The sequence below is a fragment of the Bacillus sp. KNSH39 genome (genome assembly GCF_052656585.1).
Window position 1 is genome coordinate 2,917,521 of sequence record NZ_JBQXYO010000001.1, and the last position, 23,720, is coordinate 2,941,240.

Sequence of the window (23,720 nt, forward strand, 5' to 3'; positions counted from 1 at the left end):
AATAGTCATTCATATTCTTATAATACTGACTATTTAGAAAAGTGTCAATCCTATTTTTTCAAAAAGAAAGGGCCTTAGCCCGTTTGCTCATCCTCATTCTTTCTCTTCTCTTCATCTATTAGAACACGGCGTAAAATTTTCCCTACTGTCGTTTTTGGCAATTCATCTCTAAACTCATATACTTTCGGCACTTTATAAGCCGCTAAATATTTACGTGCAAACTGATTTAATTCTTCCTCAGAGCACTCCGTACCTTCTTTTAACACAACAAATGCTTTAACCGTCTCTCCTCGGTACGGATCTGGAACTCCAATTGTCACTACTTCTTGCACTTTTTCATGCTCATATAATACTTCTTCAACTTCACGAGGATACACATTAAATCCACTCGCGACAATCATATCTTTCTTGCGATCTTTTACATAGAAGAATCCATCTTCATCCATGTAGCCAACATCACCTGTATGGAGCCAGCCATCTTGCAATACAGCCGCTGTTTCCTCTGGCTTATTCCAATATCCTTTCATAATTTGAGGGCCTTTCACTACAATTTCACCTATTTCTCCTGGCGGTAATGCCTCACCAGTTTCAAGCGACATAATGATTGCTTCTGTATCTGGCCACGGAACTCCGATGCTACCTGGCACTCGCTTTTCCCATAAAAAATTACTATGTGTAACCGGAGAGGATTCTGTTAAACCATATCCCTCTACTAGTTTACCACCTGTAACTTTTTCGAACTTTTCCTGTACTTCTACTGGCAGTGGTGCTGATCCACTAATACAAGCACGAATAGAAGAAATATCGTATTCTTTTAAAAGCGGACTATTTAAAAGAGCGATATAAATAGTTGGTGCCCCTGGAAACAATGTCACTTTATGCTTCTTAATCGCTTCAAAAACCATTTTCATATCAAACTTTGGAATAAGGACCATTTTGTATCCTTGCATAATACTTAAATTCATAACAGCTGTCATACCATAAACATGGAAAAATGGAAGAACCCCAAGAACGACTTCTTCTCCTTCTTTGCAATTATATAACCATTGAACTCCCATTAACGTGTTAGAGACGAGGTTTTTATGCGTTAACATAACTCCTTTCGGAAATCCGGTTGTTCCTCCTGTGTACTGTAAAAGAGCTAGATCATTTTCAGGATCACAAGGCACCTCAACATTCGTATTCACTTCTTTTTCTACTGAATTCCAAAGATGAATCGTTTCACTCTCTGATACTTTCACAACTAAATTCGACTGTTTTTTCTGCACAAATGGATACAATAGATTTTTAGGGAATGGTAAAAAGTCTGCAATACGAGTTACGATAATATGCTCAATTTTTGTAGCAGATTGAACATTCGTTACTCTTGGAAACACTAAATCGAGACAAAGAATTACTTTTGCTCCCGAGTCATGAAGCTGATATTCTAATTCTCTTTCTGTATACAGTGGATTTGTTTGTACTACGATACCTCCCGCAAGTAATGTGCCGTAATAACCAATTACAGCTTGCGGACAATTCGGCAACATAATAGCAACTCGATCACCCTTTTCCACACCGAGCTTTTGAAGATAATTTGCAAACCGCTTCACCTTATCATGGAAGTCCGAAAACGTAATATCCTTCCCTAAAAAGTGAAGCGCTTTCTTTTCTGGGTAGCGAGAAGCCATCTGTTCTACATATCTATGAAGCGGCTGAATATCATAAGAAACCGTACTCGGAATTTCCTCTGGATAACTTTTCAACCATGGTTTTTCCACCTTCATTCCCCCTTCAAATACATAAAAAATAAATGAATGTTCATTCATGATGGTTATTTTCATTATATTATAGTCACCATAGCGTTACAATCATAATATTCTGACTTTTATATAACTATGCTTTACTTCATTAACTTCTTATTATATGTAGAAACTCTCTTAATCTTAAAAGAGTAAGAGAGTTTGTCATTAACTTAATCTTATAATTGTTAATACCGCTCCTGGGGTAGTTGTTGATAATGTCGCAACAGCTAACAAACCAAATAATTGCAAGCTAATAGCATCTCCTGCTGCAAGAGTTGTAATAATTGTTGCACTAAATGATGTGGTTGCTACCGCAGGAGAATTTATTGTCCCAGCAAGTGCCCCTCCATTAATTGTAATCCGTGAACTGACTAATAATGAAGCCGTTATATTAATTGTATATGAAATATAATAATTACCAGCATTTGCAACCGTAAATACTGTGTTTCCACCAGAAACAGTAATTCCTGGACCGATGTTTTGATTATTTGGAAGCGGGACATTCGTTCCACCAAGAACTACCGATATCGCTGTTCCCGACGTATTATTTGCAAATGCATATGTCGCCGTGATACTTGTACCTGTAGCCCCGGTTGAACCCGTTGAGCCCGTCGCTCCTGTTGCTCCTGTCGGACCGGTTGAACCCGTCGTTCCCGTTGGACCTGTTGCTCCCGTTGGGCCTGTCACTCCTGTTGAACCCGTCGCTCCCGTTGCCCCGGTTGAACCTGTTGAACCTGTCGCTCCTGTTGGGCCTGTCGCTCCCGTTGGACCCGTTGCTCCCGTTACTCCTGTCGCTCCCGTTGGACCCGTTGCTCCTGTTATTCCTGTCGCTCCCGTTGCCCCTGTTGAACCCGTCGCTCCCGTTGCCCCTGTTGAACCTGTCGCTCCCGTTGCCCCTGTTATTCCTGTCGCCCCCGTTGGGCCTGTTGCCCCTGTTATTCCTGTCGCTCCTGTTGGACCCGTTGCCCCTGTTATTCCTGTCGCTCCCGTTGGGCCTGTTGCTCCTGTTATTCCTGTCGCTCCCGTTGGACCTGTGTCGCCTGTTACTCCTGTCGCCCCCATTGGGCCTGTGCCACCTGTTGCTCCCGTCGGACCGGTTGGACCAACCTTAGGAACTGTCCCATCGCAACTAAAACAGCATGAATCAACATGTACACCATTTTGATTATTACACCCACAATATCCATTTACGTTATTGCTCCATGAAGACATGTTGATCACTTCCTTTACATTCGATCTTTTTAGCGCAATCACCGACTTAAAAAACACCTATCTAAATAACAAAGAAATACTTTGCCTAGTTGGGGATAAAACACAGATTTCCTCCATACATTCTAGTAATTATTACATGCGATTCACTCTCCTTTTGCTTGTACTTTCGCCTTATCTCCACAGACTATTAACAATACACATTACACTATCGTACACAGCCACTTTCCCATTTAAACTTTCCACATTCGCCAATATTTTTAGTAAAGAGGCTTATTCTTCATAAATAGCGACTATAATATATAAAAATCCGTATAGTTCGTTATTTTTCGTCAAAATTTTAAAAATATATTGACACTTAAAATATCCTCATAGTATGATTTGGGTGTTGTAATTGATAACCATTTTCACTTATGGTACTAGTTACAAAAAACACTTAATTTGGGGGCAGAAGATGAAGAAAATTCTCAGTATTTTCATAGTAGTTCTTCTATTCGCTGTTGGATGCGGACAGCAAAAAGAGGAGAAAAAAGAAACAAAAGCGGACAATAAAAATCAAGCTATAACAATTAAACACGCTGAAGGGGAAACGAAGTTAGATAAACCAGCAAAAAAAGTAGTTGTACTTGAGTGGGTATATTCTGAAGACTTATTAGCACTTGGTGTTCAGCCAGTAGGGATGGCAGACATTAAGAATTATAATAAATGGGTAAATACAAAAACAAAACCGAGTAAAGATGTTGTAGATGTAGGGACACGTCAACAACCAAACTTAGAAGAAATTAGCCGTTTAAAACCAGACTTAATTATTACAGCTTCATTCCGTGGTAAAGCAATTAAAAATGAATTAGAGCAAATTGCACCAACAGTTATGTTTGATCCATCAACAAGCAATAACGATCACTTTGCTGAAATGACAGAAACATTTAAACAAATTGCAAAAGCAGTTGGAAAAGAAGAAGAAGGTAAAAAAGTATTAGCTGATATGGATAAAGCATTCGCTGATGCAAAAGCAAAAATTGAGAAAGCAGACTTAAAAGATAAAAACATCGCAATGGCACAAGCATTTACTGCTAAAAACGTACCAACATTCCGTATCTTAACTGACAATTCTTTAGCTTTACAAGTTACAAAAAAATTAGGTCTAACAAATACTTTTGAAGCAGGAAAATCTGAGCCAGATGGTTTTAAACAAACAACTGTAGAATCATTACAAAGTGTACAAGATTCAAACTTCATTTACATTGTAGCGGATGAAGATAACATTTTTGACACGCAACTAAAAGGCAACCCTGCTTGGGAAGAATTAAAGTTCAAAAAAGAAAACAAAATGTATAAATTAAAAGGCGACACTTGGATTTTCGGTGGTCCTGAGTCTGCAACATCTTTAGCAACACAAGTAGCAGATGTAATGACAGCGAAGAAGTGATTACACAATGAATAGCTTACAACATACACTTCGAGCAAGTCTTGTATTCGGAGGAGGAGCAGCTCTCTTGCTCCTCCTTTTCTTTATTCATATCGGACAAGGTCAAGCAAACATTTCCTATAGTATGATTATTGATGCTCTTATCTCACCGAACCAATCACTAGAACATCAAACTTTAATTATGCTTCGATTACCTAGAGCTGTAATTGCCGTTTTAGCTGGAGGCGCTCTTGCTGCATCAGGGGTTATTTTACAAACGTTAACGAAAAATCCACTTGCTGAATCCAGTACAATGGGTATTCACTCTGGCGCATATTTCTTTCTAGTAGCGGCTACAATTTTCTTACCGAAAGATTTACAAATTAATTCTCTTCTGTTCACATTTATCGGTGGTGCTATTACTGCTTTATTTGTATACCGTATTTCTGGTGGAAAAAAGGGAACCCCACTTAGAATGGCATTAGCTGGTATGGTCGTTACATTAATGCTCTCTGCCTTTACCGGAACGATGCAGCTTTTCTATGAAAATGAAACAGCTGGTTTATTTTTATGGGGAGCTGGCTCTCTTATTCAAAATAACTGGGATGGCGTTCAATTTACTTTTCCATTTATCATTATTTCTTTCCTAGTTTTACTATTTATGTCTCGTAAACTCAACATTCTCTTACTTGGTGATGATGTTGCTATTTCTCTTGGTGAAAAAACAGCAGTAACACGTCTTATCGCCTTCATTGCTGCAATCTTTTTAACAGCAGTAATTGTTACTGTTGTTGGACCAATTGGCTTTGTCGGCTTAGTTGCACCTCATTTAATGCGCCTTATCGGATACCGTCAACACTTTACTCTTCTTCTCTCTTCTTTCTTATGGGGGGCAGTATTATTGCTTGGAGCAGATGTTGTCGGTAGATTAATAGATCCAACCGGTGCAGAACTTCCTGTTGGGGCAGTCACAGCAATGATTGGATCTCCTTGGCTTATTTACTTAGTGTATCGAATGATGAAGTCGAAACAATATATGAATGATAACGGTGCGAATGCAGCTGGAGCTAGTTCCCGCTATTACTCTTATAAAAAGGTAATCATTATATCTATCACACTTTGTATTGTGACGATTGCTCTTGGTGTTACAATCGGTAGTAACGCTTATATCGAAAGCATTACTAATGTTATATCAGGTCAATTAACACAATTTGACAAAAATATGATGATGAATCTTCGTTTACCAAGAATGCTCGTTGCTGCTATTGCTGGCGCATGCCTTGCAATAAGTGGGCTTGTTTTCCAAAGTATATTACGAAACCCACTTGCCGATCCTTCTATTATTGGTATTTCATCGGGAGCTGGTGTCGGTGCTTTAACGATTATGTATGTCTTTCCTGCACTTCCTGGTTTCTTCCTACCAATTGGTGCATTTATTGGCGGACTACTTGCAGTTGGAATTGTCCTCTTCTTCTCTTGGAAATCAGGATTTAGTCCAACAGCTCTCGCTTTAATAGGGATTGGTATTTCTGCGCTTGGCTCAGCAATTATTCAAATCTTTATCGTTAGAGCCAATTTGAATGTTGCCGCTGCTTTAACATGGTTATCTGGCAGTACGTATGCAAGAGGGTGGAATCACTTAGAAAATATCATTCTATATCCATCTCTAATTCTTGTATTCATTATCTTTTTCTTAATAAAACAACTTGACGTTCTCGTACTGGGAGACGATTTAGCAACTGGACTTGGGCAACCAGTAAATAAAACACGTCTTGCTCTAATTGTGCTAGCAACACTACTTGCATCAGTAAATATCGCTGCTGTCGGTACAATTGCCTTTTTAGGCCTTGTCGCACCTCACTTAGCAAGAATTGTTGTTGGTATGAACCATCAAAGACTATTCGTTTGCTCAGCACTGTTTGGAGCAATTCTTCTTTCCATTGCTGACTTACTCGGCCGAACAATTGCATATCCGAAAGAAATTCCTTCTGGTCTTGTCGTCGCTGTACTTGGAGCACCTTATTTCTTATGGTTGATGAGGAAGAGTGGGAAGAAAGTTAATTAAAAAGGAGGCTTCTTGTTAGAAGCCTCCTTTTTAATTAACTTTCTTTAGTGGGGGTTTTCTTCATCCCCGCTAATTATTAGCCCACACCAATCGGGCTTTTATGAGCAGTGAATCTCCCACCTAACTTCTTTGCTCCAGCCGAATCTTGAGGTGGAAGTTTTACTGTCCGACGAATAGCCGGATAAATTACTCTGATCTCACTAATTTCACAGATTCAGTACTCCCCATAAACTCATGATATACAGTTAATGTGTTCTCCTCAATTTTCAAATCAACCTTCTGTTTTCTTTCTCCCATTAAAAATACAAGCTCTATGGAAATAATCCCTTGGTCCACACTTAATATTCGAAAGTCTCCTATAGTAGTCCCTTTCCCAAAAATATTATGTTCCATAAATTCTCCGCCTGTTTTCTCACTATTAATAGATTCTATTTCCAACCCAACTGGCCTGTCTGTACTTTCTGATGACATCCAAGACCCTTTTAACTTTCCAATATCAGTCTCTTTTTTCTTTTCATTTTTTAACTCTTCCTCTTTTTTCTTAACTTCTGCTTGTTGAGTTAGTAAGCCATCGATTTGCTTATTCAGCTCTTCGGCCCGTTGTTTTTCCGAAATAAATTGTTGATTTTGGCCAGTATCGTTAACAATTTTATTTACTATCCCTTTAGCCTCTTCATACTTTTTATCATTCTTTAACTTCTCTGCCTTTTCCAATTGACCTATATATTGACCTTTTAACTCTTTATGCTCTATGAGCGAATCTTTTTGTTCTTTCGCTTGACTTTGAAGGATTGCGGAACCATCTTTCATCTTTTCTACTTCTTGAAACAAACCTATTGCTTGTTCTATATTTCCACTCGATTTCTCTTTTATCGAACTTATCATCTTAGTAGTTTGGTCTTTTAATACCTTTGCTTCTTTATCATCCTTTTTCTCTTCTAATGCTAGCTCAAATGATGCTACTGCCGTGTCATATTCTTTACTCGCTAACGCCAATTTCCCTTGATCCATTGCTTTTTTATAAGTTTCGTTGCTACATCCTACCATTAAAAATAAAATTATGATTCCTAAAATCAATCTTTTCATAATATCCCCCTAAATTAATATAATTCTATATACACTCAATAGTATCATAAAATTTATATATAAAATTTTAAACAGCATCATTAAAACATAAAGGGAACTTGTCATTTCTTCTCGAACTTAATCTATGAACATAAGTAGAGGGGGATAACAATAATGTACCAAACGATTGAAGGCTTTTTACAATCATGGACATACGAAGCAGAGTCTACTCAGAAAATGCTTGATTCATTAACCGATGCATCTTTATCACAAGAAATTGCACCTGGACATTGGACGTTAGGAAGAGTCGCTTGGCATATCGTGACGGCAATTCCTGTTATACTATCTGGCACAGGGCTAAAGTTTGAAGGCGAAACGAAAGATTATCCTGTTCCTACTTCTGCAAAAACAATTGCAGATGAGTACCGTAAAGTGAACGCGGCTTTTGTTGAAGCACTTCAAAGCGAATGGACTGATAAAGATTTAGCAACTATTAATGACTTCTTTGGTCGCCCTATGCCGAATTCTATATTTTTAATGACACTTATTAATCATCAAAATCATCACCGCGGGCAAATGACGGTTTTAATGCGACAAGCCGGCTTAACAGTTCCTGGTGTATATGGTCCCGCAAAAGAAGAATGGGCTACGGCTGGAATGGAAGCTCCTAAAATGTAACAACAGAAAAAGACAAGGTGTTTACACATCTTGTCTTTTTCTGTAACTTGTTTCATGTGAAACTTTATATTGCATCTTCCCTCTCAATATTTTTAATTCCATAATAAGCAATCGCCACACCAATCACTGCAAATGCGAATTGAAGAGGAAGAAAGGTCGCTATAGGAAATATTGGTGGGTTATTAATTGCGATTAGCACAACGATAATAGACGAAACAATAGTAGTTGGCACTGAACGTTTACGCATTCCGAAGTATAGAGGAATTAAGCTTATTCCCGCAGTGGCAATGGCTAAAGGAACGAGATTTATCCCTTCTTGAATCAATTGATCTACTGCGAATGAATTAGGAAGAATCGAAAAATAACTATCTATTCCAATGAAAATTCCCACTACAAAAATATTAGATAAAATAACTGTTATGAATGTTAATATTGCTGTAATAGCCAACTTACTAATCATTATTTTCTTTCGATTAATTGGATAAGAAAACATCAATAATATTGTTTTGTTTTTATATTCATCAATTATTAACTTAGCTATTAGTACAGCACCAAAAATAATAAATGTTGCTCTCACTATTGAACTAGCCATTAACAAAATGGCCTGCGGATCTCTTATTTCTGGATCTCCCTCTATTTGAGAAACGATGCTAACAAAAATCAATAATGCCAGTATAGCAAGATTTGCAATTACTGCTCTCTTCACGTACCAGCCAAGTTTAATTTTCTTCAGTTCTAGCTTCATAAGACGTAGCATGATAGTCCTCCTCCTCCTAAGACTTAATCAATATAAATGACCCCTGTCTTACTTAAAATCTCCACTTTGTTTTTTGCATCACCAATCGTTCCTACTTTTATTTTTTCTGTACTTTTATCTTTCTTAAGTCCTTTTAAATCTACTATTACGTCAGCCGAATTACTTTTAGCCATAAGCTTCAATGATGCCGGGACACCTTTATACCGTACGCCAATATCCCCTGATTTTGTTTCTATAAATAATGATTTTCCTTCTATCATATCTTTCAGCAATACTTCCCCAGATGTTGAAGTGATGTTCATATTTGAGTTACTTACATTTGTGATATAGTTATCACCAGTCGTAGACTTTATATTTAATTCTTGTACTGAACTATCTTTTACAACTAACTCTCCACTTTGCGATATGAATTCACCTTTCTCGGCTGTTAGTCCTACAATCATTCCATCCCCAGATTTGCCTTTCGTCACGATACTTTTTACTACTATATCTCTTATTTTCACATCACCTGATTTATTATTTAATACAATTTTATCTATTTCTTTCTTCGGAATAGCTATACATATACTATCCTTCTTCCTAAACGTAAAACCATTAAAAAATTTGTTCGCCTCTTGTTTTTGCTTAACCATAATTTTATTTTCATCATTTTCTATTTTGACAGGATCTATCTCTTTATCCGCTTGTTCACCTTGAGCAGAAATTACTATTTTATTAGCGTCTGTACTTTTAAACTCAAGATTCCAATTTTCATTGTCTACTTCTATTGCTTTTATATTATTTATATCAAAAGACTTTTCTTTCTTAAAATCTTTCCCCTGAAATACCTTAATACCAAAAACTACACTAGCAATTGTAATGAATAATATTGCAATTACTATCATTTTTTTCACTATTCATACCCCAGTTCGTTTTTGTTTTAAGCTTACTTCACGCCACATCTATCTTGTCAATTTTACGAAACGATAGATAGCTAATGAAAATTCCTAATAAACAGAGCACGATTGGGATAGCTATAAAATCAAACATACTTACTTGACCATTTCCAGGACCAACGTTACTGTTCATCATCATCCCAATTATTACTGCAGAAGTAATCGTTGTCGGTGTTGATTTCTTTCTCATTCCAAAAAATAAAGGAATTAAACTAATACCAGATATCATAAATGCACTTATAATAGTAGCTGGAACGATAGCTATTATTTCCCCCATCGTAACAGGCGTTTCAAGTAGTCCCATTATTGGATTCATACAGAATATGAGCAAACTAATAATGAAAGTAGCGATAATCGTGCTCACAAAACAAAAACAAAAAACAATTGTTAATTTCGCACTCATTAGCATTTTCCTTTGCAGTGGATACATAAATAGTAGCTGTATTGTTTTGTTCTTGTATTCATCGATCACTAAACGTGATAAAATAACCGATGCAAAAATAATAAATGTAATTCTAATAAGAATATTTGCTAAAGACATGTATTCCATATAGCTAGAGAACATCAAATCATCCTCTACCTTAGATCCCCACGCCATAAGGCTTACTGCAGCGAAAATTGCTATAATACAAATTGCTACCCCTTTAAAGTAACTAGATAATTTATGTTTCTTCCATTCGAGCTTCATTAATTTAAACATATAAATTACGCCTCCATTCTTTATATACCTGTCTCTACGCTGCTAACATTCTAATTCCAGCAGTAACGAAGCTTAACATTCCTATCACTAGTACACTGAACAACCATTTCCGCCCTGGTTTTCTATAATATAAAATTCCACTTATTAGCATTACGATAAATCCACTTACCAGGTTCAGCCACAGTCCATTAAGCATGAATACCTTCTCCATCCATTACATTTAAGAAATATTCTTCTAAGGAACTATGTTTCTTATTAATACTTTCAATTTCCACATCGTTCATAATAAGTGCTTTTGAAATGGCCTGCTGAGACGCTAACGTATCATAAACCCGAATCATGTTTCCACTCATTATTTTGTAGTTTTTTATACCAAGTTTATCTTCTAAAATATAAGTTGCACGTTTCACATCAGGAACAGTGATTTCAATATACTCTGTTTGTTTTCCGTTAATACTCTTCATTGAAACTTCTTTTATTAGTTTTCCATTTTGAATCACACCAATTGTATCCGCCATTAGTTCCATCTCACCTAAAATATGACTAGAAACTAATAATGTAATGCCATATTCTTTGCAGAGCATTTTAAATAAGTCTCGTAACTCTTTAATACCAATTGGATCTAAACCGTTAATGGGTTCATCTAAAATGAGCAATTCTGGCTTTGTCACGATTGCTCTTGCAATACCGAGTCGTTGTTTCATTCCTAATGAAAAATCTTTTACTTTTTTATTATCTATCCCTTGTAGTTTCACTAAATGTAAAGCATGGTCAATTTCATTTTTATCGTAATAGCCCATATATTCACAATGTAATTCTAAGTTTTCTTTCGCCGTTAATTTATCATAAAAGATTGGATATTCAATAATCGTCCCCATTCTCTTTAATACTTCATAAGATGTATCTGTTAACTTCTCACCGAAAATTTCAATCTCACCGCTCGTCGGTTTTATTAAATTTGTAATCATTTTCATAATCGTTGTTTTACCAGCACCGTTTGGTCCTAAAAAACCGTAAATTTCTCCTTTTTTCACATGCATGTTAACACCGGAAATAACTTCTTTCCCTTTAAACACTTTCGTTAACTGATTTGTTTTTAATATATATGTCATGTTACTTTCCCCTTTCGCAATACTCTATATTTCTATAATAGACAACGGAAATCTCTTTTTTCTTACCCGTTTCTTACAAATTCCTTACGCTGAAAAAAAGCTTGTAGAATCTACTGCTCTACAAGCTAAAACTGTATCTTTGTTAATACAATTGTAAAAATTGTTTTTTCATACGGTTTACTAGAAAGATGGATTTTCCCGTCCATCGCTTCCACAAGCCGTTTCGTAATCGTTAATCCGAGACCACTTCCTTGGTACAATCTATTTCTTGAATCTTCAAGTGTGTACATACGCTCAAACACTTTATCAATATGAGATTCATCAATCCCTTTTCCTTTATCCCATACATCTATATACACGCCCGTGTCATCATCTCTTAACGTCATACCGAGTGCCTTTCCATCGTCTCCATATGTAATTGCATTTGATATTAAATTATTCAATACCCTACCTAATACTTCTACATTTCCAAGTGCGTATATATTTCTTTCTGGTATATCAATATGAACCTGAAAACCTTTCGTCGTCACTAAATCATAAAAAGATAAAATCTTCTCGCGGCAAACTTCATTCATATTTACTTTTGTCATTTCAATTGCTTTGTCACCAGATTCTAATTTTGCCAAGTCAAAAAACTTATGAATTAACTCCATCACTTCTAGTGTTTTCGTATGCACTTTTTCAAGTAATATTTGTTGTTCTTCTTTATTTATCGTTTTATCCTTATTTAACATTTCTGTATATCCAAGAATAACTGTTAGTGGTGTTTTCAAGTCATGCGAAATATTTGAAAGCATTTTTCTCATCGAAATTTCTACTTTTGCATGATCTGCATTCGTTTTCTGTTTTGCATCTAATAATTGATTAATTGCCACTAATAATTTTTGCAATTCTAGATCATCTGTCATAACGAGTAACGTCTCGCCTGTTTTGTCATTTACAATACTTTCTAACTTTTCATATGTGTATCGTAAATTTTCACTACTATTTTTTCTCATTCTATATTGCATATAAATAACACATAACAATATAAAAATAATACCTATTAACAAATTGACCATATTACATCACTTCCAACTTATAGCCGATGCCCCATAACGTTTTAATATATTCTGGATTAGATGGATCACTTTCGATTTTCTCACGCAATCTTCTCATATGAACATTAATAACGTTATCGTCACCGTAATACTCTTCATTCCAAACTAACGTATATATTTGAGCTTTCGTAAATACACGATTTTGGTTCTTTACGAATAGCTTTAAAATCTCAAATTCTTTTAAAGTAAGTTTGAGAGACTTCCCGTTTTTTTCAACTGTAAAATTAATTGGATCAATTGTTAAATCACCAATTTGAATCATCTTTTCTGTTGTTTCTGTAGCCGAATATTTCGTAGACCTCCGAATACCCGCTTTTACACGTGCAGCTAATTCAATCATAGAAAACGGCTTACAAATGTAATCATCTGCTCCAAGTCCTAATCCAACAGCTTTATCAACATCTGTATCTTTTGCCGACATCATTAAAATCGGAACAGCACTTTTTTCTCGAATGATTCGTACAACTTCTAAGCCATCTAGCTTTGGCATCATAATGTCAAGGATAATCAAATCAAATGAACCTTTTAAATATGTGTTCACGCCTTCCTCTCCATCAGACGCAATTGTTACTTGAAAACCCTCTTTTATTAAATACTTTTCCACCATCTCTTGAATTGAGATATCATCTTCAACTAATAAAATATGATGTGACATATGTCTATCCCCTTTTTACAAACGTTAACAATCCAATTGTATCGTAACTACTACAGACTGGAAACAATTATATGAATTTTCAAACCAACTTCCCTTCCTTCCTTAACAATGATATGATGAAATTCACTACGATTGTTCATAATTAACTTTATATAAAGGAGACTTATCATGTCAGAAAACAAAAAAGTAAGCTTAGCTGATTTAATGCGCGAACAACTTGCTAAGAAAAAGCAAGGAAATGGAAATGGTCAAAATGCAAAAAATCAAAGCCAAGAAACGAAAAAATTACAAAACCAACAAACAAAGAAAACAAACAACCAACGTAGACGTACAGGTGTGTAAATGAACGGACAAAAACGTTCTAATATCGCGCCCGGTCTTGAAGTTGATATTGTATTAAAACAAGATCAACGAACAGGCAAATTAACACGTGGAATTGTAAAAGATATTTTAACAAACTCCCCTTCCCATCCGCATGGCATTAAAGTGCGATTGCAGGACGGACAAGTCGGTAGAGTACAAAATATCGTTCAATAAGAAAAGGAGCTCAAGTAAACTCGAGCTCCTTTTCTTTATTAACCTTTAATTTTCTCGATGAAAACTACTTTTAAGTAGTCTCCTTCTTTAAATTGATCAATGGTACGGAAATCTTCTGGTAAAGAATGTTCTTCTAATATTTTATATTTGCCATTCATTTCTTTAAAGGCTGTATCGATAAAGCCTTTAAACTTTTTCATATCGAATGCGCTACAATTTGTAGAAGCAACGATAATACCGTTATTTTCTGTAATAGCAATTGTTTCTTTTAATAAATTTTTATAATCTTTTGCTGCACTAAATGTATATTTTTTTGAGCGGGCGAAGCTTGGAGGATCAAGTACGACCATATCAAATTTCATCTTTTTCTTAGCTGCATATTTGAAGTAAAGAAATACATCTTCTACAATAATATCTTGTGCTTCATAATCAACTTCATTTACACTAAACTGCTCAATCGTTTTACTTAAACTACGATTTGCAAGGTCAACACTCGTCGTTTTACTTGCTCCGCCAAGCGCTGCAAATACAGAGAAAGCACCTGTATAAGAGAACATATTTAACACTGTTCTTCCCTTTGCATATTTATCACGAATTTGTTTTCGAACGTTACGTTGATCTAAAAATACACCAACCATTGCCCCATCATTTAAATAAACCGCAAAGTTCACACCGTTCTCTTTTACGATAAGTGGGAACTCGCCGCGCTCTCCTGCTACGAAATCATCACCCTCAATATATTTCCCTTTCGTATCAAAACGCTTTTTCTCATAAATACCTTTAAAGTTTGCTACTTTTTGAAGAGCGGCTATAATCTCATCTCTGAAAGTGTAAATCCCTTCACTATACCAACTTACTACGTAGTAGCCATCATAATAATCGATAATTAGTCCTCCAAGACCATCACCTTCACCATTCACCACACGGAATGCTGTCGTATCACTTGATTTATAAAATTGCTTTCGTTTATGTAGGGCAGATTTGATTTTACTTTCAAAGAAAGATTGATTAATTTGTTCACTCTCTTTTCTCGTTAAAATCCAGCCGTATCCTTTATTTTGCTTTCCATAATAACCTTTTCCGACAAAGTTGTTCTTCTCATCTACTACTTTGATGATTGTTCCTTCTTCACGAACATCATTTAAATTTTGAATCGCATCTTTTAAAATAAGCGGATATCCACTTTTAATTTCTTTTATAAATTTCGGTTTTATTTTTACAGTTACTTCTAATCGCATATAATAACTTCCTTTCCATTTGCATGCTTTCTCTACAGGAAGCATTTGAAAAACGAGACTGAAAAAACAGCCTCGTTTCACTATACCATATTATTGCTTTGCTAGTACAACTAGCTCATTCTCGCACTTAACCGCCACATATTTACTACGTTTTGAAATGAAAATCTCACTGTCCAAAATAATAGAAAAAAACTTATATATTTCACATTTACCATTGACAATGATAATGATTTTCATTATCATTTGATGTATATGAGTTCTTGAAAATATAGCTACATTTATAGGAGGAATAAACATGATTATTGTTACAAATACAGCTAAAATTACAAAGGGAAATGGGCATAAATTAATTGAGCGTTTTAATAAAGTAGGTAAAGTTGAAACGATGCCAGGCTTTTTAGGTCTAGAAGTTCTTTTAACACAAAATACAGTTGATTATGATGAAGTAACAATTAGCACTCGCTGGAATGCAAAAGAAGATTTCCAAGGTTGGACAAAGAGCGCTGCATTTAAAGATGCTCACTCACATCAAGGCGGAATGCCAGAATATATTCTTGATAATAAAATTGCTTACTATGATGTAAAAGTTGTACGTATGCCAATGGCTGCAGCACAGTAAGAACAGTCCTTTTTTAAAGTATAGAATATGAGAAGCGTTATCTATCACTTCTCATATTCTATACTTTTTTCTTTAATTTCTTTTTACTAATTTTGCGTGTACAACTAGCCTTCCAGCCTCTGGATCAAGAGCATAATCACAAGTAGAAAGTGTTACGATTTCATCATTAGCCGTCAATTCCGTATCCGTTTTGTACAGTGATTTTTCTTGAATTTCCTTTAAGAACGATGCATATGCTGCATCATTTCCAAAATCCGTTTCAATGTAATAAAAGTCCGTTGTTGTCGTGTATACTGAAAAAACTTCAACGTCGTATCCTTCAAATAATGTATCGTAATATAATTTACGATGAGACATAAAAAAGTCTTCATCCAACATTTTTTTTAAACTACCAAACATAGAACCATCTTTCATACGATGGCCATATAAAATCGTATTTCGATTTTGAGATTTCACATCATTACGATGGTCCATAAAAATGCTTCCCGCTCTCATATCTTCACCTTTATAATTACGAAATAAATAGTAATCATTATCTTTTGCTTGAACGATTGGATAATTAATTTGTGTATCATCCATCGTAATCCATCCGACTATCTCTGGATTAATTTTCTGGAGATCCTGAAACTGTTTACGTACCTCTCCATTTTCTGATTTTTCTTCCATTGGACTTCTTTTATAAATATGTTGTGCCTCAGCCATTACTTTACGATTTTCATAATAATCCATGAAAATCCCGCCCAACTCATACATTGAATAGAAAAAGATTCCTAAAAACACAATTGTAAGTATGCGTTGAAAAAAAGAATTCTTTTTCCGTCCTTTCTTACTATTCAAATTATCACCTCAAAACGGATTATGCTCAGCCTTTAGATTCCCATAGGTACCATGTACAATCCGGTATCTTCATCCTGCTTTACAATGACATCTACACCATATATTGCTTTAACCATTTCTTCTGTTATTACATCATTAGGAATACCTTTCGTAATAATTTCTCCATCTTTCATAACGATAATATGGTCGCTATAACGAATGGCTTGATTAATATCATGTAATACCATTACAATCGTTAGTCCATGCACTTCATTTAACTCTTTCACTAACTCTAATATTTCTAACTGATAGTAAATATCTAAATATGTGGTCGGCTCATCTAAGAAGAGCATTGGTGTATTTTGAGCTAATGTCATCGCGATCCAAACTCGCTGCCTCTCTCCACCAGATAAAGCATAAATTGGCTTATCACGCTTACTTTGTAAATTCGTACATACTAGTGCACGCTCAATCGCTTCTCTATCTTCATCTGTTTGCGGAGAGAATATATTTTTATATGGCATACGCCCGAAGCTTATTAGCTTTTCCACTGTAATATCTGCTGGAGCCTCATTTTGTTGATGGACAACTGCTAGCTTTCTAGCAAACTCTTTCGGTTTATATTCACCAATCGCTTTCCCATCAAGTATTACTTCTCCACTGCTAGGAGCGTGGTTTCTAGACATGACACTAAGTAATGTTGATTTCCCACATCCATTCGGTCCAATGATTGTTGTAATTTTCCCAATTTCTATTTCACTACTAACAGACTTTAAACGATTTGTTACGTTATCGTATGAAAAGGTTACATTTTTAATTTCCATGAACTTTATCACTCTTTCTAAGCAAAAATATTAAGAATGGACCACCAATAACCGCCATAATTGTTGCTGCTGGAATTTCGTTAGGTGGCACAATTAACCTTCCAATTGTATCTGCCGTCAAAATTAATAACGCCCCTGCAAGCGCAGAAAATGGAATTAATACTTTATGGTCTGAACCGACTAATTGTCTTGAAATATGCGGAACTAGTAATCCTACAAAAGCAATAACACCTGCAATCGCTGTTGATACTGCCGCTAAGAGTACTGCAATGGCAGAAATAATAAGACGAACTCTCGTCACGTGCAAGCCTAAGTTTTTCGCAGTCTTATCTTGTAGCGATAATAAGTTACACCAAGCTCCTACGAACAGAGCAAGAATAAGACCAATCGTTCCATAAGTCACCATTATTTCTACATCGCCCCACGTCTTCATTGTTATATTAGAAGTCGTCGTTTGCTTAATACTCTTAATAAAATACCCACAAATCGTAACGAATGATTCATTTAATCCAGTAAACATTGCATTAATGGCAATACCAATTAAAATAATGCGAAGCGGGCTTAATCCTGATTTCCATGAAAACGAATAAACGAGATAACATGCAAGCGCACCACCTAAAAAGGCGAATACGGGTGTCCAGAAAAAGAATTGCGGAAACAACGTAATAATAACGAGTGTCATAAAACTTGCTCCTGAAGATATACCGATTACCCCAGCATCGGCGAGTGGATTTTTCATAACAGCTTGAAAAAGCACACCTGAAACAGCGAGAGCCGCTCCAGTGAACAACGCAATAATAATACGCGGGAAACGTAAATCTTTAATGACTTCAACATCTTCATTTCCACCTGTAAATATCCCTTGTACAAGTTCAACAATACCTACTTCTAAACTCCCTTTCATCGCTGACAATGATGTCATAACAATAAGCAATACAGTAACAATGAGGAAACTCCAAGTTTTTTTATTCATTCTACTCTTCCTTTATATTAAAATGCATCACGGATACATCATTTTTTTCAATTCATCTAACGCTTCAATTGCTGCTAAATTGCCTGTCGTTCCAAATAAACGCTCTTCTAAATCGTAAACACGGTTATTTTTAACCGCAGCAAAGTGTTTCCAAATATCATTTGTTTTAAATTCTTTATCAAACATTTTTACAACTTCATCAGGCATACCATGAGCTGCTCGTAAAATAATATCTGGATCAGCTTTCTTTAAATACTCTGTATTAGAAGCTAAATATTCTACTTGTTCACCTTGCACAATATTTTTACCACCTAGTTGTTTCACTAAATCTCCAATATAAGAATGCTCTGTTGCTACTAAATAACTTCCCGGCACACCTAATAAAATAAGCACTGTCGGTTCTTTCTTTCCTTTTACTTCTTTTTGAATGCTAGCAACCTTTTTATCTAATTTAGTTACTACTGCTTCGGCCTGTTTTTCACGCCCATATTTCTTACCTAAATCGCTAATAGAACTTTGCATATTTTTCAAACTCGTTAAATCTAAAAAGTTTGCTTTCATACCCACACCATCAAAAACTGGCTTTAATTCATATTCAAGTGTTGTCACAGATAACACTTCTGAAGGCTTTAATGACTTTACCTTTTCCATATCTGGACTCATTGGATTCCCAACTTCAGGTAAACCTTTATATCGCTTCGGTAAAGTTTTAGAGCTTGTTGGAACGCCAACTAAATCTACTTCTAACGCATCCATAATTTCAGTAACAGCCACTGTTGTTGCAACAACGCGCTCTTTACTCTCACTCTTTACCTGCTTTGCTGTTTCTTTTTTTGGTGATGAGCACCCAGCTATACTCATTAACAAAATGATAGTCATTAGTACACTTGCAATTTTCTTCACTCTCAATCACCACTCCTTTCCATACAATATGAAACAAGTCTTGATGCACGCGAATATGCATCAAGACTCCAAAAATTACAATCTACCTGCTCTATATTTACGAACTAGTAAAGCAAGTGAACCTAGCAGTAACACCATATATAAACCAAGTTGTGCTGTATCTGCAGTTTTTGAGTTTTTCTCTTTTTTCGAATCATTTTTTGTATCTTCTTTTTTCTTCTGACCATCTGCATTTCGGTTAAAATCAGGAGTACCTACTGTTTTTACATTATCTACTTTCGGTGTAATCACTGGATTTTTCGGTTCATTTTTCGGTTCCTCTTTAAGAGTTCCTAACGCGCCGATATTATTTGTATCAAATTGAATTTGCACATCGTAGAAATGATGGTAGTTCATCTCATCGATGTCTACCTTTACTTTTGCGTTTAATTTTTTAAATAGATCTTCTACTTCAAACTGTACTACTCGCGTATTTACATTTTTATCTTCGCTTACTACTTTCGCATCAGCGAATAGTTCATTGTTTTCCGTTTGGAATTTCGTAATCCACGCACTATTTTTCAGCGTCATCTCAATATATTTTTTACCATCTTTTACGATTAATTTCGCTGGATTTACAACATAGTCATTCATCTTTGAAATCTCATCTGTTTTATCTTTTAATACTTTAAATGTAATATCATATTGGCCATCTACTAAATTTTTCGGATCAACTATTACTTTCGGGTTATTATTTCCACCTTGGTTGTTGTTTCCGCCTTGGTTGTCGTTTCCGCCTTGGTTGTCGTTTCCACCTTGGTTGCCGTTTCCGCCTTGGTTGTCGTTTCCGCCTTGGTTCCCTAAGGCTTTAATACTGTCTTGATCAAATACAAATTGAACATCATAAAAATGGTGATAATTCATTGAATCAATATCTACTTTTACTTTTGCATTTAATTTTTTAGACAAATCGTTTACTTCTACTTCTACTACTCTTGTATTTTGTTCTTTATTTTCACTTAACACTTTTGCATTAACGAAAGAACCATTTTTCTCAAATTCAAATTTCGTAATCCATGTACTATTTGTTAATGTAAACGATACGTATTTCTTACCATCTTTTACTTTTAATACACCTGGGCTTTTTGTGTATGTGTTCATCATTGAGATTTCATCTGTTTGATCTTTTAACACTTTAAAGCCAATTCTGTATTCACCATCTTTAAGAGCTTTTGGATCAATTGTTGTGTTATTATCTTGGTTATCATTTCCACCTTGGTTGTTGTTTCCACCTTGGTTGTTGTTTTCACCTTGGTTATCATTTCCACCTTGGTTGTTGTTTTCACCTTGGTTGTTGTTTTCACCTTGGTTATCTAACGACTTAATGCTACCTTTATCAAATGCAAATTGAATATCGTAAAAATGGTGATAATTCATTGAATCGATATCTACTTTTACTTTTGCATTTAACTTTTTCGATAAATCTGGTACTTCTACTTCCACTACGCGTGTATCATTTTTTTTATCTTCACTTATTACATTTGCATCAACAAACGAACTATTTTTCTCAAATTCAAATTTTGTAATCCAAGAACTGTTCGTTAACGTAAATGATACATACTTCTTACCATCTTTTACTTTTAGCACACCTGGACTTTTTGTATATGTGTTCATCATTGAAATTTCGTCTGTTTGATCTTTTAATGCCTTAAAATTGATGCTGTATTCACCATCTTTAATTGTTTCAGCATCTGGTTTTTTATTTTCATCTGGTTTTTCTACTTCTGGTTTTTCTGCTTCCGGTTTTTCTACTTCTGGTTTTTCTACTTCTGGTTTTTTCTCTTCATTTTTAATTTGTTCAAGTTTATCTTGTTCAAATAAAAGTTGTACATCATGCATTTGCTTATAATTTCTTGATGCCATTTCGATAAATACTTTTGTATTTAGTTTTTTAGATAAATCGTTTACTTCAAACTCTACTACTCTTGTATCTTTTTCCTTATCCTCACTCACTACTTTTGCATCAACAAATGCGCCATCTTTTTCCGTTTGGAAATTTTTAATTAATGAGCTACTTTTTAGTGTTACAATTGCTTTTTTCTTACCGTTTTCTACTTTTAATACTCCTGGATTTACCATGTAACTATTCATCTTAGATTCTTCATCTGTTTGATCTTTTAACACTTTAAATGGAATGCTGTACGCACCATCTGTAATTGTGTTAGAATTTGGTTGTTGATCTGGGTCAGGCTTTTGGTCGGGCTTCTGACCTGGATCGGTAGTTTCATTTGGATCTGGCTTATTAGCTGGGTCCTCTTTTTCATTTGGTTTTTCTACATGAATTGGTGTAATGCTATTTTGATCAAATGCAATACGAACGTCGTACTCATGATGATAATTTAAAAAATCAATATCTACTTTTACTTTTGCATTTAATACCTTCTCTACATCTTCTACATCAAATTCTACTACTCTTGTATCTTTTTCTTTATCTTCACTAATTACATTTGTCGCAACTAGCTTACCTGCTTTTTCTGTTTCAAATTTCGTAATCCATGAACTATTTGTTAATGTAAAGGATACTTTCTTTTTCCCATCCTTCACTTTTAAAGTTCCCGGACTTACTGAATATTGATTCATCATCGATTCTTCATCTGATGTATCTTTTAAAACTTTGAAGCCAATTGAATATTCACCGTCAGCCAACTTGGTAGCTGCTTGAACTGCAAGTGGTTGTAATGTTGATACGAATGTAAATATCATTAAAAACATAGCAACAATAATTTTTGTATACCTGTTCAATGGAACGACTCTCCCTTTTGAAAATTATTTAATACTGTTCCCATCAAATACAAAGCGAATATCATACGAAGCATTATAATTAATAATTGGAATATTAATTTTCACCTTGCCATTTAGTTTTTTTGACAAGTCAGCAACTTCAAATTCTACAACTCTAGTATTATCTTTTTTGTTTTCACTTAACACGGTTGTTTCTACAAATTGACCATCTTTTTCTACTTGGAAACTTTTAATAGAAGCACTATCTTTCACTTTAAATGAAACATATTGTTTTCCATTTTTAACTGTTAATGTTGCTGGGCTTTCAAAATAACTATTCATTCTAGACGATTCATCTTTATCGCCTTTCCATACAGTAAAAGAAATATTATATTTTCCATCAGCTAGTTTTGTAGCAGCCTTTGCATCTTGTAAACCTAGTGTTGCGATAAATGTAAATAAAACAGCAAATACGGCAATAATCATTTTAAATTGTTTAAACATATATTCATCACCCTTCAAAAGATTTATTTACTCAATTTCACTTTACGAATTAAGAAAGCACCTGAAATAAGAATTAACACTGCAAACAATCCAATACGTGCTTCATCGCCTGTTTTTGGGTTATCTGTTTTTTCAGCTTTTCCATTTTCATTTTTTGTTTCTTTATTCACTTCTTTAGCTGTTTCCTTACTCTCTACTTTTGTTTTCTCTTCTTTTACTTGTGTATCTGTTTTCGCTTGATCATTATTTTTTGTTGTAGCAGCTACGCCATTATCGCCACCTACAGCTTTTACATTTGCATCAAAAGCAAAACGAATTGTGTAGTGGTGGTCATAGTTTGCACTTGGTACAACAACATGAATTTTTACAGCTGCCGGTTTGGATAAATCATCTACTTTAAACTCTACTGTTCTTTTATCTGCCGATTCATCTTTATTAACAACTTTCGCATCAACAAAATTTCCGTTCTCTGGTGCTTTAAATTCTGTAATCCAAGCACTATGATTCATCGGAACTTGTACTCTCATCTCACCGTTTTTCACTATTAATTTTGCCGGCTTTTCAAAATAGTCATTTGCCATTGAAGCTGAATCATTTTCCGCTTTTTGAATTACGTAATTAATATCGTAAGTACCATCAGCTAGTTTTGCTGAAGCATTCCCGTATGGCATTACAAGAAAAGCTAGCATACATACGAACGTTATAATAAAAGCGGGTAATACAGAAACCTTTTTCATTTTTTTTGTTTCCTCCTTGGTTATCTTTCATTTCACTTTTTCCGAAAATGATAATTATTCTCAATTCATAAGAAAAAAATAATCTCTTCTACCTATTATTTAATTAGCATTCTTTTATGTAATATAAGCATTATTGATTATCATTCTCATTTAATATTAAAAATAATATCTCACCCTATTCCTTATACGAAGGCATAGAAACTGAGAAAAAATTATAAAACGTATTTATTGATTATCATTCTCAATGTAAGTCAAAAAAAATAAACTTTCTCTTCTCCTCTTCTTTCACCTCTTCCCATAACAACACTATAGTTATAGAAACCCCGTTTCCCTCACTTCCC

24 protein-coding genes are annotated in these 23,720 nt (G+C 34.9%); 6 read left to right on the forward strand and 18 right to left on the reverse strand.

Features of this window, described 5'->3' with window-relative positions; all coding sequences use genetic code 11:
- Positions 1 to 74: 74 nt before the first annotated feature.
- Positions 75 to 1,760: a long-chain-fatty-acid--CoA ligase gene (locus ACUL40_RS14890; RefSeq protein ID WP_000414746.1), complete on the reverse strand. Its 1,686-nt coding sequence runs from the start codon at positions 1,758 to 1,760 to the stop codon at positions 75 to 77.
- Positions 1,761 to 1,949: 189 nt separating this feature from the next.
- Positions 1,950 to 2,996, reverse strand: coding sequence for a BclA C-terminal domain-containing protein (locus ACUL40_RS14895; protein ID WP_445422977.1), 1,047 nt, complete (start codon positions 2,994 to 2,996; stop codon positions 1,950 to 1,952).
- 451 nt (positions 2,997 to 3,447) lie between these two features.
- Here ACUL40_RS14895 and ACUL40_RS14900 point away from each other — a divergent pair, with 451 nt between their 5' ends.
- Both ACUL40_RS14900 and fhuB read left to right on the forward strand, forming a co-directional pair.
- The gene (locus tag ACUL40_RS14900; protein WP_000722821.1) at positions 3,448 to 4,422 is read left to right on the forward strand and encodes an ABC transporter substrate-binding protein; all 975 of its coding nucleotides are present in this window, start codon (positions 3,448 to 3,450) and stop codon (positions 4,420 to 4,422) included.
- A gap of 7 nt (positions 4,423 to 4,429) precedes the next feature.
- Positions 4,430 to 6,466, forward strand: a complete 2,037-nt coding sequence (fhuB, locus tag ACUL40_RS14905; protein WP_445422978.1) for a Fe(3+)-hydroxamate ABC transporter permease FhuB — start codon at positions 4,430 to 4,432, stop codon at positions 6,464 to 6,466.
- Positions 6,467 to 6,652: 186 nt separating this feature from the next.
- On the opposite strand, the gene ACUL40_RS14910 is transcribed toward fhuB, so the two are convergent.
- On the reverse strand, positions 6,653 to 7,552 hold the full coding sequence (locus ACUL40_RS14910) for a hypothetical protein (RefSeq protein WP_074047977.1): 900 nt from the start codon (positions 7,550 to 7,552) through the stop codon (positions 6,653 to 6,655).
- A 153-nt stretch (positions 7,553 to 7,705) separates the two neighbouring features.
- Between ACUL40_RS14910 and ACUL40_RS14915 the strand changes: the two genes are divergently transcribed.
- Positions 7,706 to 8,209 carry a DinB family protein gene (locus tag ACUL40_RS14915; protein ID WP_100650968.1) on the forward strand — a complete coding sequence of 168 codons (504 nt, stop codon included), beginning with the start codon at positions 7,706 to 7,708 and terminating at the stop codon, positions 8,207 to 8,209.
- A 64-nt stretch (positions 8,210 to 8,273) separates the two neighbouring features.
- Here the strand turns inward: ACUL40_RS14915 and ACUL40_RS14920 are convergent, their stop codons facing one another.
- The 7 genes from ACUL40_RS14920 to ACUL40_RS14950 all read right to left on the reverse strand — a co-directional run bounded on the left by ACUL40_RS14920 (position 8,274) and on the right by ACUL40_RS14950 (position 13,468).
- Positions 8,274 to 8,966: an ABC transporter permease gene (locus ACUL40_RS14920; protein ID WP_000945198.1), complete on the reverse strand. Its 693-nt coding sequence runs from the start codon at positions 8,964 to 8,966 to the stop codon at positions 8,274 to 8,276.
- A gap of 23 nt (positions 8,967 to 8,989) precedes the next feature.
- Entirely contained in the window at positions 8,990 to 9,859 is an 870-nt protein-coding gene (locus ACUL40_RS14925) for a DUF4097 family beta strand repeat-containing protein (protein WP_100650970.1), read from the reverse strand.
- A 37-nt stretch (positions 9,860 to 9,896) separates the two neighbouring features.
- A complete protein-coding gene (locus ACUL40_RS14930) occupies positions 9,897 to 10,601 on the reverse strand; it encodes an ABC transporter permease (protein WP_000475536.1) in 705 nt (234 codons plus the stop codon).
- A 34-nt stretch (positions 10,602 to 10,635) separates the two neighbouring features.
- Positions 10,636 to 10,797: a hypothetical protein gene (locus tag ACUL40_RS14935; protein WP_000931815.1), complete on the reverse strand. Its 162-nt coding sequence runs from the start codon at positions 10,795 to 10,797 to the stop codon at positions 10,636 to 10,638.
- Positions 10,790 to 11,713, reverse strand: a complete 924-nt coding sequence (locus ACUL40_RS14940) for an ABC transporter ATP-binding protein (protein ID WP_000221070.1) — start codon at positions 11,711 to 11,713, stop codon at positions 10,790 to 10,792. Before ACUL40_RS14940 ends, ACUL40_RS14935 begins: the two co-directional genes overlap by 8 nt.
- Before the next feature lie 125 nt (positions 11,714 to 11,838).
- Positions 11,839 to 12,774 carry a HAMP domain-containing histidine kinase gene (locus ACUL40_RS14945; RefSeq protein WP_000247675.1) on the reverse strand — a complete coding sequence of 312 codons (936 nt, stop codon included), beginning with the start codon at positions 12,772 to 12,774 and terminating at the stop codon, positions 11,839 to 11,841.
- Between the two features lies 1 nt (position 12,775).
- A complete protein-coding gene (locus ACUL40_RS14950; protein WP_000018035.1) occupies positions 12,776 to 13,468 on the reverse strand; it encodes a response regulator transcription factor in 693 nt (230 codons plus the stop codon).
- 168 nt (positions 13,469 to 13,636) lie between these two features.
- Here ACUL40_RS14950 and ACUL40_RS14955 point away from each other — a divergent pair, with 168 nt between their 5' ends.
- Together ACUL40_RS14955 and ACUL40_RS14960 are read left to right on the forward strand one after the other, a co-directional pair.
- Positions 13,637 to 13,810 (forward strand): hypothetical protein, encoded by a 174-nt coding sequence (locus tag ACUL40_RS14955; RefSeq protein WP_001293578.1) that lies wholly within the window; start codon positions 13,637 to 13,639, stop codon positions 13,808 to 13,810.
- A complete protein-coding gene (locus ACUL40_RS14960) occupies positions 13,811 to 14,005 on the forward strand; it encodes a YwbE family protein (protein WP_001014310.1) in 195 nt (64 codons plus the stop codon).
- 38 nt (positions 14,006 to 14,043) lie between these two features.
- On the opposite strand, the gene ACUL40_RS14965 is transcribed toward ACUL40_RS14960, so the two are convergent.
- Positions 14,044 to 15,243 (reverse strand): class I SAM-dependent rRNA methyltransferase, encoded by a 1,200-nt coding sequence (locus ACUL40_RS14965; RefSeq protein WP_001235507.1) that lies wholly within the window; start codon positions 15,241 to 15,243, stop codon positions 14,044 to 14,046.
- Between the two features lie 295 nt (positions 15,244 to 15,538).
- On the opposite strand from ACUL40_RS14965, the gene isdG reads away from it, so the two are divergent.
- Complete coding sequence (gene isdG / locus ACUL40_RS14970; RefSeq protein WP_000587818.1) at positions 15,539 to 15,862, forward strand: heme oxygenase; 324 nt, start codon at positions 15,539 to 15,541, stop codon at positions 15,860 to 15,862.
- Positions 15,863 to 15,934: 72 nt separating this feature from the next.
- Here the strand turns inward: isdG and srtB are convergent, their stop codons facing one another.
- The 7 genes from srtB to isdC form a co-directional block, all read right to left on the reverse strand.
- Positions 15,935 to 16,699: a class B sortase gene (gene srtB / locus ACUL40_RS14975; RefSeq protein ID WP_001086126.1), complete on the reverse strand. Its 765-nt coding sequence runs from the start codon at positions 16,697 to 16,699 to the stop codon at positions 15,935 to 15,937.
- Between the two features lie 32 nt (positions 16,700 to 16,731).
- On the reverse strand, positions 16,732 to 17,502 hold the full coding sequence (locus ACUL40_RS14980) for an ABC transporter ATP-binding protein (protein WP_000403758.1): 771 nt from the start codon (positions 17,500 to 17,502) through the stop codon (positions 16,732 to 16,734).
- On the reverse strand, positions 17,492 to 18,475 hold the full coding sequence (locus tag ACUL40_RS14985; protein ID WP_088053822.1) for a FecCD family ABC transporter permease: 984 nt from the start codon (positions 18,473 to 18,475) through the stop codon (positions 17,492 to 17,494). Before ACUL40_RS14985 ends, ACUL40_RS14980 begins: the two co-directional genes overlap by 11 nt.
- Positions 18,476 to 18,502: 27 nt before the next feature.
- A complete protein-coding gene (gene isdE, locus ACUL40_RS14990; RefSeq protein ID WP_445422979.1) occupies positions 18,503 to 19,384 on the reverse strand; it encodes a heme ABC transporter substrate-binding protein IsdE in 882 nt (293 codons plus the stop codon).
- A gap of 69 nt (positions 19,385 to 19,453) precedes the next feature.
- A complete protein-coding gene (locus tag ACUL40_RS14995; RefSeq protein ID WP_445422980.1) occupies positions 19,454 to 22,159 on the reverse strand; it encodes an NEAT domain-containing protein in 2,706 nt (901 codons plus the stop codon).
- Positions 22,160 to 22,183: 24 nt separating this feature from the next.
- Positions 22,184 to 22,642: an NEAT domain-containing protein gene (locus tag ACUL40_RS15000; RefSeq protein WP_445422981.1), complete on the reverse strand. Its 459-nt coding sequence runs from the start codon at positions 22,640 to 22,642 to the stop codon at positions 22,184 to 22,186.
- Positions 22,643 to 22,665: 23 nt separating this feature from the next.
- Positions 22,666 to 23,379, reverse strand: a complete 714-nt coding sequence (gene isdC / locus ACUL40_RS15005; protein ID WP_000757944.1) for a heme uptake protein IsdC — start codon at positions 23,377 to 23,379, stop codon at positions 22,666 to 22,668.
- Positions 23,380 to 23,720: the final 341 nt, after the last annotated feature.

What these genes read in the sequence shown, in the direction of transcription:
- ACUL40_RS14980 (WP_000403758.1), bottom strand. Translation starts at nt 17,502, where the DNA reads ATGGAAATTAAAAATGTAACCTTTTCATACGATAACGTAACAAATCGT.
- ACUL40_RS14915 (WP_100650968.1), top strand. Translation starts at nt 7,706, where the DNA reads ATGTACCAAACGATTGAAGGCTTTTTACAATCATGGACATACGAAGCA.
- ACUL40_RS14960 (WP_001014310.1), top strand. Translation starts at nt 13,811, where the DNA reads ATGAACGGACAAAAACGTTCTAATATCGCGCCCGGTCTTGAAGTTGAT.
- isdC (WP_000757944.1), bottom strand. Translation starts at nt 23,379, where the DNA reads ATGAAAAAGGTTTCTGTATTACCCGCTTTTATTATAACGTTCGTATGT.
- ACUL40_RS14935 (WP_000931815.1), bottom strand. Translation starts at nt 10,797, where the DNA reads ATGCTTAATGGACTGTGGCTGAACCTGGTAAGTGGATTTATCGTAATG.
- ACUL40_RS14920 (WP_000945198.1), bottom strand. Translation starts at nt 8,966, where the DNA reads ATGCTACGTCTTATGAAGCTAGAACTGAAGAAAATTAAACTTGGCTGG.
- ACUL40_RS14950 (WP_000018035.1), bottom strand. Translation starts at nt 13,468, where the DNA reads ATGTCACATCATATTTTATTAGTTGAAGATGATATCTCAATTCAAGAG.
- isdG (WP_000587818.1), top strand. Translation starts at nt 15,539, where the DNA reads ATGATTATTGTTACAAATACAGCTAAAATTACAAAGGGAAATGGGCAT.
- ACUL40_RS14965 (WP_001235507.1), bottom strand. Translation starts at nt 15,243, where the DNA reads ATGCGATTAGAAGTAACTGTAAAAATAAAACCGAAATTTATAAAAGAA.
- ACUL40_RS14985 (WP_088053822.1), bottom strand. Translation starts at nt 18,475, where the DNA reads ATGAATAAAAAAACTTGGAGTTTCCTCATTGTTACTGTATTGCTTATT.
- ACUL40_RS14945 (WP_000247675.1), bottom strand. Translation starts at nt 12,774, where the DNA reads ATGGTCAATTTGTTAATAGGTATTATTTTTATATTGTTATGTGTTATT.
- ACUL40_RS14930 (WP_000475536.1), bottom strand. Translation starts at nt 10,601, where the DNA reads ATGTTTAAATTAATGAAGCTCGAATGGAAGAAACATAAATTATCTAGT.
- ACUL40_RS14940 (WP_000221070.1), bottom strand. Translation starts at nt 11,713, where the DNA reads ATGACATATATATTAAAAACAAATCAGTTAACGAAAGTGTTTAAAGGG.
- ACUL40_RS14900 (WP_000722821.1), top strand. Translation starts at nt 3,448, where the DNA reads ATGAAGAAAATTCTCAGTATTTTCATAGTAGTTCTTCTATTCGCTGTT.
- ACUL40_RS15000 (WP_445422981.1), bottom strand. Translation starts at nt 22,642, where the DNA reads ATGTTTAAACAATTTAAAATGATTATTGCCGTATTTGCTGTTTTATTT.
- ACUL40_RS14910 (WP_074047977.1), bottom strand. Translation starts at nt 7,552, where the DNA reads ATGAAAAGATTGATTTTAGGAATCATAATTTTATTTTTAATGGTAGGA.
- ACUL40_RS14955 (WP_001293578.1), top strand. Translation starts at nt 13,637, where the DNA reads ATGTCAGAAAACAAAAAAGTAAGCTTAGCTGATTTAATGCGCGAACAA.
- ACUL40_RS14895 (WP_445422977.1), bottom strand. Translation starts at nt 2,996, where the DNA reads ATGTCTTCATGGAGCAATAACGTAAATGGATATTGTGGGTGTAATAAT.
- fhuB (WP_445422978.1), top strand. Translation starts at nt 4,430, where the DNA reads ATGAATAGCTTACAACATACACTTCGAGCAAGTCTTGTATTCGGAGGA.